This window comes from Clostridioides sp. ES-S-0005-03 (assembly GCF_020658455.1).
Lineage (GTDB): Bacteria > Bacillota > Clostridia > Peptostreptococcales > Peptostreptococcaceae > Clostridioides.
Window position 1 is genome coordinate 155455 of sequence record NZ_JACVWI010000002.1, and the last position, 14576, is coordinate 170030.

The 14576-nt window shown below is 31.1% G+C and carries 10 protein-coding genes and 1 riboswitch; of the genes, 1 reads left to right on the forward strand and 9 read right to left on the reverse strand.

Annotated elements, in window-relative coordinates; translation table 11 throughout:
* Positions 1-50: 50 nt before the first annotated feature.
* Positions 51-136, reverse strand: a riboswitch (cyclic di-GMP riboswitch).
* A gap of 120 nt (positions 137-256) precedes the next feature.
* A complete protein-coding gene (locus IC218_RS09850; RefSeq protein WP_227824321.1) occupies positions 257-1435 on the reverse strand; it encodes a cation diffusion facilitator family transporter in 1179 nt (392 codons plus the stop codon).
* A 233-nt stretch (positions 1436-1668) separates the two neighbouring features.
* Positions 1669-3288 carry a hypothetical protein gene (locus IC218_RS09855; RefSeq protein WP_227824322.1) on the reverse strand — a complete coding sequence of 540 codons (1620 nt, stop codon included), beginning with the start codon at positions 3286-3288 and terminating at the stop codon, positions 1669-1671.
* Positions 3289-3770: 482 nt separating this feature from the next.
* On the opposite strand from IC218_RS09855, the gene IC218_RS09860 reads away from it, so the two are divergent.
* Complete coding sequence (locus IC218_RS09860) at positions 3771-4532, forward strand: EFR1 family ferrodoxin (RefSeq protein ID WP_227824323.1); 762 nt, start codon at positions 3771-3773, stop codon at positions 4530-4532.
* A gap of 183 nt (positions 4533-4715) precedes the next feature.
* Here IC218_RS09860 and IC218_RS09865 read toward each other — a convergent pair whose 3' ends face one another.
* From IC218_RS09865 to IC218_RS09895, 7 genes are all read right to left on the reverse strand, one after another.
* Complete coding sequence (locus IC218_RS09865) at positions 4716-5468, reverse strand: EFR1 family ferrodoxin (protein WP_227824324.1); 753 nt, start codon at positions 5466-5468, stop codon at positions 4716-4718.
* Between the two features lie 496 nt (positions 5469-5964).
* Positions 5965-8739 (reverse strand): calcium-translocating P-type ATPase, PMCA-type, encoded by a 2775-nt coding sequence (locus tag IC218_RS09870; RefSeq protein WP_227824325.1) that lies wholly within the window; start codon positions 8737-8739, stop codon positions 5965-5967.
* 268 nt (positions 8740-9007) lie between these two features.
* A complete protein-coding gene (locus tag IC218_RS09875) occupies positions 9008-9988 on the reverse strand; it encodes an ABC transporter ATP-binding protein (RefSeq protein ID WP_227824326.1) in 981 nt (326 codons plus the stop codon).
* Positions 9972-10976, reverse strand: coding sequence for an ABC transporter ATP-binding protein (locus IC218_RS09880; RefSeq protein ID WP_227482078.1), 1005 nt, complete (start codon positions 10974-10976; stop codon positions 9972-9974). Before IC218_RS09880 ends, IC218_RS09875 begins: the two co-directional genes overlap by 17 nt.
* Entirely contained in the window at positions 10954-11949 is a 996-nt protein-coding gene (locus IC218_RS09885; protein WP_227434391.1) for an ABC transporter permease, read from the reverse strand. The genes IC218_RS09880 and IC218_RS09885 overlap by 23 nt, the downstream gene beginning before the upstream one ends.
* Positions 11933-12889: an ABC transporter permease gene (locus IC218_RS09890; RefSeq protein WP_227824327.1), complete on the reverse strand. Its 957-nt coding sequence runs from the start codon at positions 12887-12889 to the stop codon at positions 11933-11935. The genes IC218_RS09885 and IC218_RS09890 overlap by 17 nt, the downstream gene beginning before the upstream one ends.
* A 27-nt stretch (positions 12890-12916) precedes the next feature.
* Positions 12917-14563, reverse strand: a complete 1647-nt coding sequence (locus IC218_RS09895) for a peptide ABC transporter substrate-binding protein (RefSeq protein ID WP_227824328.1) — start codon at positions 14561-14563, stop codon at positions 12917-12919.
* Positions 14564-14576 lie beyond the last annotated feature (13 nt).

Here is a 14576-nt window from a genome sequence, read left to right on the forward strand (position 1 = left end):
CTTTTTTTATCAAAAAACTATACAAAAAAAGCTATGAAATAAATAAAATTTATATTCATAGCCGGTTGCACCATTGACTCTGTATACCCATAAGGTGCCCAGTAATAGGATATACTTCAACGTCTCTATAATTTTTTTATAAAAATAATTAAAAATTATTATATTCAAATTAAATACAGTTATATATCCATTATATTATGTCTATGTTTTATTGTCTATATTTTTTACATTTTTTTCCTTTATTTTTTTATCATCATTAAATAAAATCCTTGTCTACAACAATTACACAATTATAATCAGGATTCATCTCCTTAACTAGTTTTGTTATATCTGCTTTTAGATCTTCTTCTGACATACCTTTGGAAAATTCAGAAGGATTAACTACTATATCAAAGACTAAATTCTTCTTACTTCCTTTTCCAACTATCCTAAAATCATGCATAGATTTTATAAGGCTGTTTTTCTTAAGTATTTCTTCAAGTTCTCTTTTTGATGATATAACCTCTTCATCATCAAGACATATAGGGTCCATATGAATTACCAAATATATATCCAACTTTTCAGATATTTCTCTCTCAGCAGTATCTATAATTTCATGAATTTCCATTATATCTATATTCGCTGGAATTTCTGCATGTATAGATGCAATGCATCTTCCAACTCCATAATTATGGATTATTAAATCATGTGTACCTATTATATGTTCATAAGATAATAATAATTCTAAAATAGATTTGACCATTTCTTCATCTGGAGCTTCCCCAAGAAGAGGATTTATAGTATCTTTTACAAGAGAAAATCCTGCATAAAGTATTACTAATGATACTACAATACCTACATATCCATCTATAGGTAAATCAGTAAATCTAGCCAAAATAAAAGATATAACTACACAACTTGATGTAAATACATCTCCCAAAGCATCCAATGACACTGCTTTTAATGCTGATGAATTAATTTTATTTCCCATAAATTTATTAAAGCGACTCAACCATATTTTAACCATTATAGATGCAATTAAAAGTATCAGTGGTACTAATTCAAACTTTATAGGAACTGGATTTGTTATTCTTTCTATAGACGATTTCACAAATTGAAGTCCAACCAACATAACCATAAAAGCTACTATTAATGCTGATAGATATTCTATTCTACCATGCCCAAAAGGATGTTCTTTGTCAGCTGGTTTACTTGCTAGTTTAAACCCTATCATAGTTATTGCTGAAGATGCCATATCAGAAAGATTATTAAACGCATCAGCCATTATAGCTATACTTGATGTAAGTACACCTATAGAAACCTTTACTATAAATAAAACTAGATTAGATATTATGCCTACTATTCCTGCTACATAACCATACTTATTTCTAACAACTTTATCTTGAACATTCTCACTATCTTTGATAAATGTTTTGACTAGGATTTTTGAGAACATGAAACTTACCTCCCTGTCTTTTATTTTATTAATAAACTCGAAACTTGATATCTTTACTCATGATAACACAATTTAGATATAAAATTCTTTAAACTTGTTCTATGTCAGTAAAATATTCTTAATTTTCTTTTCTTATAGTTAATATGAAGTAGTTTTATATCTCTGACTAAAATTAATAATGTCTAATAAAATTGGTTCTAGATACTTTATACTTTTATCTAGAACCACTTTTATTATTTTATACCAACTATTTTATTTAACATAATTGAACCAGTTTCTGGACTTTCAAATTCAATTGTAACATTCTTTATATTAGATAAATTTATATTTCTAAATTTTTCAAGTGGTATTACTGTATCACTTATTGGAGTATATCTTGACCAGAATTCCATAAACTTCCCTTCTACATATTCATCTTTTATAACTTCTCCTTCAAAATACTTCATAGCAGATACTTTATCATTTTCTACAATGATACTGCTTTCTTTTCCCTTAGAATCAACTAAGCTAAGTTTGAAAGAAACTACATTATCTTTATTATTTAATTTACTAGGAGAGTTTAATGCCCATCTAAACTTTAGTGCAGAATAAGCTCCTAAGTTATTATTATTTAAAGGTAGTTCTATTTTTCCACTTTCAGATTTCCAATCAACTTGTAACAAGTCTAAATCTTCATTCACTCCAGTATTGATAAATATTTTTGCAGTATCTTTATTCAATCTCTCTGATTCAACCAATTCTTTTATATCAACATTACTTGAACTTATATTTTTAAATGTCTTTTTATTGAATAATTCTACAGATTCACTATATTTAACTTTATTTAAAGTCTGATATCCATACATTTTATAAGGCAATCCTTTTTTATTGAAGATAGGTGATTCACTACTATCAAACTCAAAAATAGATTTCATATAGTCAACTGCATAATTAGAGAAAAAATCTCTATGTTCTTCTTGTCCTAATTTCTCAGGATAAGTTCCATTAGTAGTCTGTGGCTTAGAAAACTCTTTTTCTCCTAAAACTGAGTTGTATGCATTATGATTTCCTCCCACTAGATAAGTTAGACCCAATGGGCTTTTTCTATTTTTATCTAAAGATATATCATAAAAAATATCATCTCCACTATGAACAACATCTCCATCATACTCTGAAACTATTATTGCTGTTGGTATATCAGGAAACTTTTCTATCGGACTATTATACGCTGGTGTAAGTGATATAATTCCTTTTATCCCTTTGAATCCTTTTTGTATTTGGTCTTCTGCTATTTTAATTACCCCTGAACCTGCTACAGAATGTCCTATAAGACCAATTCTATTTAAATCAACTTTATCTTTGAGGTATAACCCAAATCCATTTTTCTTACCTTCGTTTATGTCTTTAAAAGTTTGTATATATGTTTGAGCTAAATAAGTTATTCTTTCATTTTCCACTGGTTCTCCATACTTAAAAGTATAATTTACTGAGGTATCAATAGATACTCCTATTATACCATTTTTTGCCAAAGCCTCAGTAAGATATTTAAATCCATCTTCAAAATCATTTTCTCCATCTCCATGTTGTCCATGAAAGATTAATACTACAGGTGCTTTTTCTTTTATATTTTCAGGTACTGATATTATTCCTTCCATATTAAATGGTATAGATTTACCTCTTATAACCATTTCTGATGTTCCTAAATTAAATTTATTAGTTTCAACCTTATTATTGCTATTTTTTGTTGAATTTATTTCATATGATATTTTTTCATTTGATACTGTATCCGAATTAGATTTATTTGTGCAACCCACAAGAAGAGAACTTATAACTATTATAGATAAAATTATACTGACCCACCTTTTAAACTTCATAAATATTTTCCTTTCTATATATCCCTTTAGATAAAATTTTTAAATTTTTATTAATTGCATTTATTCCTTAACATTCACTTATTAAGCTTTCTACTATTATAACCTATAGTCACTTTCTACTCATATAAATATAAAATAATATCACAAACAAATTCTCTATTATATTTTTCATAATACTAGTTATTTATATGCATCTTAATTGACAACTTTTATTTATTAAGTAGCATAGAAATATCTTATTTATAATCAAACCAACATATTTATAGCAGATTTTTTATATTAATTTATATCTAAGTAAAATAAAAAATTCTTTATTAACAACATTTTTAAATCAATAAAAAACACTCTATTTTCTACATATCAAAATTAATTCACATAATTTTTACTCAAATATCTATTCAAAACATAAAAAAATGACTTTTAAATATACTCATGGTAGAATAAAACAAATAAGTCAATAAATTAAAATTTGGAGAAAAATTATGTTAGGAATATATTTCAGTGGAACAGGCAATTCAAAATATTGTATAGAAAAGTTTTTGCAGGAATATGATATGACATCAAAGGCATTTTCTATTGAAGATAAGCAATTGTTACATCAAATTAGTCAGCATAAAGATATTGTATTTAGCTATCCTACACAATACAGCAACATACCTAAAATATTAAAGGACTTTATAATCAATCATCAAAATTTATGGAAAGACAAGCGAGTTTTTATTATTACAACAATGGGGTTATTCAGTGGAGATGGAGCAGGTATCTTAGCTCGTTTGCTTAAAAAATATGGTGCCGTCACTATTGGAGGTTTACATTTAAAAATGCCTGATAGCATTGCTGATGAAAAGGCATTAAAAAAGACTTTAGAAAGCAACAAGAAACTCATAACAAATGCAGAACAAAAAATAAAGCATGCTGTAAGAAAAATACAAGATGGAACTCCACCACAAGATGGAATCGGAATTTTTCATCATATAGCAGGTTTATTTGGACAAAGGTTATATTTTATTAATAAAACAAAATACTATTCAGACAAATTAAAAATAAGTGCTGATAAATGTATTGGCTGTGGAAAATGTGTAAGCCTATGTTGCTTGAAAAATATTGTTGTGAAAAATGGTGTTGCTATACCAGGAAATCAATGTACTATGTGTTATCGCTGTGTTAATAATTGCCCAAAACAGGCAATTACCTTATTAGGTAAACGTGTAATTGAACAAAGTAAAATTGAAAAATATCTATAATACAAGTTTCATTATAATTTAATTATGATGACTAATTAATTTAATTGATTAAAAAAAGACAGCTGACTATTTATCAACTGTCTTTTAAATTAATACTCCATTAAATAAAATCTATGTTATATAATGATTGCTTTTAAAGCACCCTCATCAAAATACATCAGGATTAATTTAAGTCATTTATTTTTAGATTTCCTTTGGGCAAATATAACGTGCCATCCCCTTGCTATGTTCGCCATATTCAATAGCTTCTTTTGGACATCGACATATACAAGCCATGCAATGAGTGCAATGATTTCCCCAGTTTGGCTTTCCATCATTAAGGTGTATATTTCCAAGTGGACATACATTTTCACATTTCTTGCAAGAAACACAAGCATCTGTCACATAAAATTTTTTAGAATGAACAAATACTGGATAAAATATATTATTGACCAATCCACTACTGAATTTAGCCTTAAATGTTGCTTTCGATTCTGGGAATGCTATATCAGTTCTAATACAGTGTATTGTAGATGATATTTTCTGCTCAGCTTGTTCAATCGTTACTAGAGCTTCTTCTTTACTTGGTGTACTAAAAAGCGCAATATAGTTTTCTGGCATGACTACAGAAGCACATCCTCTGTAATTCATCCCTTTTGCTTTACACAATTTCTTCAAGTATGTGCCTGAATTGCCAATATCAGCCCCACAGGTCATTACAAAATAAATATTCTTATTTCCACTAAGTTCTGTTTTCATCAACCATTCATGCACAATACGTGGAATACGCCATGCATAAGTTGGTACAACGATAACCCATGGTCTTTCAGATGCTAAATGAGAATAATCCCTAGTTCGAATTTTTTCAAATATATTCAATACTTCATTCTGAAGCTCTTTACCCATTCTTTTTGCTACATATTCACTATTACCAGTCCCAGAAAAATATACAATCATAATTTTAGCAACTCCTTTATAAAATTCCTATTTTTAAACCCATACATATTTTTAACTTACTTAAATACTCAGATATACTTTTTATTTGTATTTTTACTCTTTTAGTTCTCCTCAATATGTTTCGTTAATGTTCTTTAACCATTATATCAGACAAAATAAATATTGCGACATTGGTAAAGAAACTCTTTACCATTAAAAGATTATATATCATTATTTCATATCAAATACTTTTAAAATTATGTTGTTTATCAGTTTATATCTTCAAGACTCTTTACATAATATCAGGACTCATTTAATGGCAGTAAATTAGTAGCAATAATAATCTTTAAATCTCACGAATTTTTGCTAAATACCATATTTTAATCGTCAATCATCTTTTTAAGTATAATAATGTACCATACAAAAAAGTGATAAATAGTATTTTGAAATCACTTACACAAAAACAAATAAAACCGCAAAAGCGTAGTATTAATACGATTTTGCGAAATTTTATAATCTAATTTTTATTATTAAGATTTACTTTCTTACTATTTTTTATTGTTCTAAGAAGTAATTTTACAAATTCATTTGACAATAGAATAGTCGATGCGAATAATATTATCTTTATCCACATATCAAACCCTAGTGACACTGAATTGAAGAAACTTTGGAATACTTGGGTAAATATTATTTGAATCACCCCTGTCACAACTATTACTTGTAATGCTAATTTATTTTTAAATAGATTTGGTATTGTACTGTTTAATCCAAATTCTCTACAATTTAATGCATTAAAAAGAGCACTGAATGCAAATAATGAAAATATAACCGTACCTTGTTCTTCTGGAGTTGCTCCCAATATATTAAAAGCTGATTGTGTAAATACAATTGTAATCATAAGTATAGCATTTATAATAATATTCACAGACATAGACCTAGCTATTATTCCAGAATGTCTATTTATTGGCTTTCTTTTCAATACATAATCTCTAACAGGTTCTAATCCTAATGCAAGAGCTGGAGGACCATCCATTATTATATTTACCCATAATAATTGTATCGTAGTAAATGGCATATCTTTACCAGTAAGTTGAGATATTATAGCAATTATAAATGCTACTATATTTACAGTAAGCTGGAACTGTATAAATCTTTGGAAGTTTTCATAGATACCTCTTCCCCATTTTATTCCCTCTACTATTGTACTAAAACTATCATCAGTCAATATTATATCTGCTGCATTTTTAGATACTTCTGTACCTGAGATTCCCATAGCGATACCAACATCTGCTTGACTAAGAGCTGGAGCATCATTTATACCATCACCTGTTACGGCTACAACCTCACCACTTTTTTGAAGTGCAGAAACTATTCTCATCTTTGTATCTGGTTTACTTCTTGCGACAATAGATATTCCTTTTATTTCTTCTCTTAACTCTTCATCTGTCAGTACATCTATATAGGTTGCTTCAACTGCCTTTTTACCATCATTTAATAATCCTAATTCATCTCCAATAGCAGTTGCTGTATTGATATTATCCCCTGTAAGCATTTTTACATCTACACCTGCATTAAATGCCTTATCAATAGACTCTTTAACACCTGCTCTCAATGGGTCTACTATTCCTACAAAGCCACTAAATACTAAATTTTCTTCCTTCTCATACCCTCTTGGATTTCCGATTAAATTCAATTCTCCTTCTGAAGTTATTGCAACTTCTGTTCTAGATTTAGTCATCTTTTTATAAGCAAACCCCAATGTTCTCATAGATTTAATTTGTAGTTTTTTAATTTCATCGAGAATACCTTTTTCTATTTTAGGAGTTATTGGGACAATACTTTTTCCTTGTTGTACATAAGAACATTTCTTTAATAATACTTCTGGAGCTCCTTTTGAAAGTAGTATATCTGAATCCTCTTGACGAATTAATGTTGACATTTTCTTTTCTTCTGAACTAAAGGGGATTTGTGATATTAAATAAGTTTGTTTTCTCATTTCATTATAATTTTTATCGTTATGATATAAAAGTAATGCACACTCTGTTGCACTTCCAATATATTTAAATGAATTGTCTTCCTTTTCTATATCAGCTGTTGAATTCACTATACAGTTTTGTTCAAAATAACTATTACTTTGATATTCTCCACTACTTATATACTTACCATCAACATATGCTACTTCTACCATCATCTTATTTTGTGTCAAAGTACCTGTCTTATCAGAACATATTACAGAGACAGAACCTATAGTTTCACAGGCTTCTTTCTTTGTTACTAATGCATTTATCTTTGCCATCTTTTGCATTGTTATGGCTAAAGTAATATTTATCATAGTTGGTAAACCTTCTGGTACTGTTGCAACTATTAAAGCAATACAAACCATATATGCATTTTTAGCAGGCTCTAATGATTGTAAAAAAGATAAAATACTGCTTGTATCCAAAATTAGCATACCTCTTCTTTGCATTTGTATAATCATAAACATACATAATAATGTAGCTATTACACCTGATATACCTGCTATTTTAGCACCTAACTTACCTAATTTAATTTGAAGTGGAGTTTGCTGGTCATCATTTGATAAGTTCTGTGCTATCTTACCCATCTCTGTCTTATCACCAATATGAGTAACAACCATTATCCCTCTACCATATGCTACAAGAGTTCCCCCAAATACCATATTGATTTGTTTTGCGGGTATTGTATCTTGTTCAATTATTTCTGTTTTAGAATAAACTACCTCCATATCTAATATAGCATCAGCATTTTTAGCTACATCATCAGATTCGCCTGTTAACATATCTTCTCTAAGCTTTAGATTTATAGATTGTATAAGCCTTCCATCTGCTGGTATCATATCTCCTGTTTCTATATATACAATATCTCCTGGTACTAAATCATTTTTTGATATTTTAACTATCTTTCCATTTCTAAGTACCTTTACCTCTATATTCTCTGTTAATTTTGATAGAGCATGAGCAGCTTTTTTAGATTTTCCTTCAGTTATTATACCTATGGAAATACCAATAAAGATAGCTCCTAAAATACCTAATGCATCATGCAATTCTCCCACAAATGAGCTTATTACTGCTGCTCCTATAAGAATTAATATCATAGGTTCTGTCAGACTTTCCCCCAACTCGTCCCAAAATGTTCGTCCTTCTTTTATCGTAAATTCATTTAATCCATATCTAAGCTTCCTCTCTTCTACCTCATTATCAGCAAGTCCAACTTCTGGATTTGTCTTTAAGTATTTTAAGACTTCTTTGGTAGGTTTATTATAATACCTCATAACTTTATCCCCCTTGTTAATTATCTATAGAGAATTATATGCTTATGATAGCTTGTATATTACTTTTCAAAAAAAATAAGGAGCTGTCTCAAAATTGATTTTTTTCTAATCAAATTTTAAGTTCAACTCCTCTGTTGAATTTTTATAAGCTATTTTTTACTACTTCTTTTTTAATTAATATTCTAAATTTTAATATTTAAGAAATTTGAGTACAAGAGGTAAAGCATATGTATTTTAAATAAAATTAATTTATCATTACACTAAAAAATTACTTTTTATAATAGCTAAATCCTTCACTTGCCATATAGCAAGCAACTAGATGATTCTGTTTATGTTCAAATAATTCAGGCATTTCTTTTCTACAATATTCTGCTGATACTGGACAACGCTCCACAAAAGGACATCCTTTTTCAGAATTCGAAAAAATTTTGACTTCGTCTTGTACATCTACTTCTTCATGTAGTATATTTCTGCTATTCGGATTTGGAGTCAAAACTGCACGCAAAAGCATCTGTGTATATGGATGTAAAGGTGTATTGTAAACCGCCTCAGCATTTCCAATTTCCACGATTCTACCAGCATACATCACAGCAATCCTATCAGAAATATAACGTACCATGCTTAAGTCATGTGAAATAAATAGATAAGTAAGACCAAGCTCCATCTTTAACTTATATAAAAGATTTATAATCTGACTCTGAATAGAATTATCCAGTGCTGACACTGGTTCATCACATATAATAAAATCTGGCTGAACCACGAGTGCACGTGCAATACTAATTCTTTGTCTTTGCCCTCCTGAAAACTCATGTGGGAAACGTCCTGCGTGTTCTCTCAAAAGCCCAGTCATTTCTAACAATTCATATACTTTTTGTGTTCTTGTATTTTTATCCAACATCCCATGAACCTTCAAATTTTCTGCAATAATAGATTCTACTGTCATATGTGGGTCTAAAGACATATATGGGTCCTGAAATATCATTTGTGTATGTTGTGCAAATGCCTTTCTTCTACTTTGTCTATGTAGTTCTAACTTTTTGCCTTGAAATAATATTTCACCTTCGCTTGATGGATATACACCCATAATAACTCTTGCAAGAGTTGATTTTCCACAACCAGATTCTCCAACAAGCCCTAGAGTTTCACCTTTATAAATAGTTAGGTTCACATGATTGACAGCAATATTTTTGCGCTTTCTTCCTAGAGGGAAGCTCTTGGATACATTATTTAATTCAAGTAATTTTTCCATCATCCAATTCCTCCTTTGGAAAACTTTCATGCAGACGCCAACAAGAAGCACTGTGACTATTTGAAACCTCAAATAAAGGTGGCTCTTCTCTCAAACAAATCTTCATACAATATGGACACCTCTTTGAAAAAGAACAACCGACTGGCAAATCAGATAAGTTTGGTGGACTTCCCAATATAGATATGCGTTCCCCTATAACACCTGATGTAGGAAGTGTTCTTAACAGTGCCTGTGTATATGGGTGTGTTGCTCTATTAAAAAGTTCTTTCACACCACTTTCTTCCACAATTTTTCCAGCATACATCACTGCTACACGGTCTGCCAAGTTTGCTACAACACCAAAATCATGAGTAATCAAAAGTACAGCTGTTCCCATCTCTTTTCTAATTTTAGCAATCAATTTCAAGATTTGCAGTTGTGTAGTAACATCAAGAGCTGTTGTTGGTTCGTCTGCAATAAGTAGTTTAGGATTGCATGCCAAAGCCATAGCAATCATTACACGTTGTTGCATACCTCCTGAAAATTGATGAGGGTACTGTTCTGCTTGTAGTTCAGCATTTGGTATCTGTACCATTTCAAGTAATCTAACTGCCTCTTTCTTACAATCAGATGATGACATTTTCTCTTTTCTATATAGTGACTCTGTAATCTGCTTACCTATTTTCATTGTAGGATTCAAACAGGTCAAAGGGTCTTGAAAAATCATACTTGCTAAAGTACCTCTTATTCGTTCCATCTCTTTTTCTGATGCATTCAAAATATCAAAATTGAGAAGTTTCAATTCCTCAGCCATAATTTTAGCTGGTGGTGAAGGATTTAGTTGCAAAATTGACTGTGCCATTACACTTTTACCACAACCACTTTCACCCACTAACGCAAGAATCTCGCCACTGTTCATGGAAAGCGATACACCTCGAACTGCATTTACTGTTCCTTCGTACATATCAAAAGATACATTTAATTCCTTAATTCTTAGAATGTCGTCCATAATAAGCAGACCTCCTTAATCTAGGATTTAGAGCATCTTGAAGTTGGTCTCCCAAGAGATTGAAAGAAAGCATTATCAGACAAATAAATAATCCTGGCACTACAAGCCTTGCTGGATAAGTCTGAAAAACAGCAACACCTTCATTTGCCATAATTCCCAATGATGGATATGGTGGTGGAACTCCCATTCCCAACATTGATAGGAATGCTTCTGTAAATATAATTCCTGGAATGCTCAATGTCATGTGTACAATTATAATACCTAACATATTAGGAATTAAGTGGAAGAAAATAATCCGTCCCATACTTGCTCCCATAATTTTTGCAGCAATTATAAATTCTCTCCCCATAAGAGAAACCACCTGTCCTCTTACCAATCGTGCCATACTAGTCCATCCTACAAGGGTATAGGCAATAATCAAAGTTCCAATTCCCTGTGGAAGCACTGCCATAAGTAAAAGAACAACAACAAGGTATGGAATTCCACTAATGATTTCCAATGTACGCATCATTACATTGTCAACCATACCACCTATATATCCAGAAATACTACCATATACTACTCCTACTATGCAGTCTATGATAGCTACCACCCCTGCTACTAGAAGTGATACTCGTGTCCCATACCAGATACGTACAAAAATATCACGCCCAAGATTATCTGTACCAAAGATATGAGTAAAACCACTACTTATATCTTTACTAAAAAAGGGGTTATTTGCATATGCCACATTCTGAGATGAAAAATCAAAATTACAAAATATTGGAAAAAATACTGAACCTATCATAAGAATAAGTATCATTATAAATGATACTACTGCAATTTTATTGTGGCGTAGTATGGATATGGTCTCCCTTGCAAAACTCATAGAGGGATACACCTGTTCGTTATTAGTCATATCTGAATTACAGCCATCAATAGATGAAAAATCTTCATGAACAAGTACTCTTTTACTACTATCTATTTTCCTCACCTCCTAATCTCACGCGAGGGTCTATACAGCTGTTCAAAATATCCACGATTAGATTACACAACACAAGAAACATACCAAAAAATAATGTTGTTCCTATAATCACTGGATAGTCATTGGCCTGTACTGAGTCCACAAAGTATTTTCCAAGACCTGAAATAGAAAATACATATTCTACAGCAAATGTCCCAGTCAACAGAACTGCTGTCATAGGACCAAGAACTGTTATCACTGGCATTAATGCATTGCGTAGACAATGATGAAGGATAATATCTTTTTTCTTGATTCCTTTCACTTTTGCTGTACGAATATAATCCTGCCCAAGTACATCAAGCATACTAGAACGCATTAATCTTCCAATACTTGCCATAGAGCCAAAAGCTAGCGCAAATGCAGGTAAAATCTTGCTATTTTCACTCCCCCATCCTATAATTGCAAAAAAATGGATACCAGTAAATTGAAACAACACAACTCCAAAAAAATACTGCAACAAAGCACCAATAATAAATGATGGAACAGACACCCCAAGAAGCACCAAAATCATCATCAATGTGTCCCACTTTGTCCTATGCTTCAAAGCAGCTATAATACCTGACAAAAATCCCAAAATGATTGCAAAAATCAAAGCCCGTATTCCCAGTTCTAAAGAAACTGGGAATGCCTGGGCTATAATATCTGTGACTTGACGACCAGAAACAATTGAAGAACCAAAATCTCCATGTATCAAATTATTCACATATATTCCGTACTGCTCTAATACAGGTTTATCTAGACCATATTTTGTGGCTAAAGAAGCTTTTATCTCAGGATTAATTACCTTAAGTCCAGAAAAAGGGTCTCCTGGAAGCATCTGCATCAGTAAAAATGTAATGGAAATCAAAACCCATACAGTAAGTACCGCATAAATAAGTCGCTTAGCGATATACCTCATTTGTAAAGACATATTGTCTGCTCCTGTCATGTTTTTTATTTACTTAATATGTGCATTTAAAACGTTAAAGAATTGAAATGGTGTACGTACTAGACCAACTAGTTTGTCAGAAACTGCATAAGTAGTACATGTAAAATACATCGGTCCTATAACCATATCATCCATTAGAATTTTTTCTGCCTGTATCAGTATCTCTTGACGCTTTTTAGAATCACTCTCATGAGTTGAATCCTCAATCAACTTATCATACTTTGGATTGGAATACTTTCCATAATTGTTCATATTTTCTGTTGTATAGTTCTCCAAAAATGTAATTGCATCATTCTCAGAAGGACCCCAAGCATCCACTGCAAAACTATAATCACCATTTCTTTTTGCTTCAGACAAAGCTTTGACTGCTGTAGATTTCAGTTCTACATCCAGTCCAAGATTTTTTTTCCATTGTTGTTGCAAGTAGGCAGCCTGATTCTGATTATATGTTGTATCTGATGTCCAAAATACAAGTTTAATATCTTTCTTTTCTATCCCAAGTTCTTGAAGTGCCTTGTCAAGGAATTCCCTTGCCTTATCTTTGTCATACTTAAATAAGCTACCACGTTTTTCTGCATAACTTTTACCATCAACACCTTTTATAACACCTGGTACAAGACCATTGGCTGCTATAGAACCATCATTAATTACATTATTAAGTAGACTTTGTACATCAATAGAATAGGCAAGTGCTTTTCTTAGGTTTATGTTAGAAAGATACTCATTTTGTGTATTAAAGCTTAAATACCAAGATCCTCCATCTATATAGGATTGAATAGTATCTTTACTTTTGTCTCTCACGAGTTTAATTTGTTCGTTATATAGGTTACAAAGGTCAATTTCTCCAGCAGTAAATGCATTCAAACTTGTATTTGCATCTCCTATCATAACCAACTTAACTTTAGGAATATTAATTTCTGATGCATTATAATATTCTTCAGCCTTCTCCATTGTAATATGGTCATCATGAACCCATTCTGTTATTTTATATGCACCATTTGTTACCATTTTATCGGCCTCTTTAGCGTACTGTTTATCACCAATTGCCTTATAAGCCTTTTTATTTATTGGCAAAAAATATGGCTGTGACAAATAAAACAAGCCATTAGTCATTGGATGAGACCATTGAATTTCTAATGTATAATCATCTAATACTTTTAACCCAAGCTGTGATTCGTCAATCTCACCCTTATAAAATGCTTCTCCATTTTTAATATTCTTGTATATATACGAAGCAAATATACTTCCAGTAGAAGGCGTCATCTGTGTCACCCAGGAATAGTAAAAATCATTCGCGGTTACTGGGTCTCCATTTGACCATTTTGCATCTTTTCTTAGATGCATTGTATAAATAGTGTTCGCATCATTTATATCCCAACGTTCTGCTAAATCAGCCACTGGCTCATCCTTCTCATTCAACTTTGTGAATCCAGCCATGCAATGATAGAGAATACTTTGTGCAATAGTATCACTCATTCTCATTGGATTCAATTCTGTTGGCTCAGATGTAACATTTAACGTTACCATTTCTTTTCCTTGAGTCCCCTGAAAAACTGAGCCTTTTATTGCATCTCCTTGAGTAGGTGTGGAACATGCCACCAAATTTAGTGCAAGTATAGCTACTACTAATAATGTTATAATTTTTTTGTATCTCATATTTTTCTCCCTC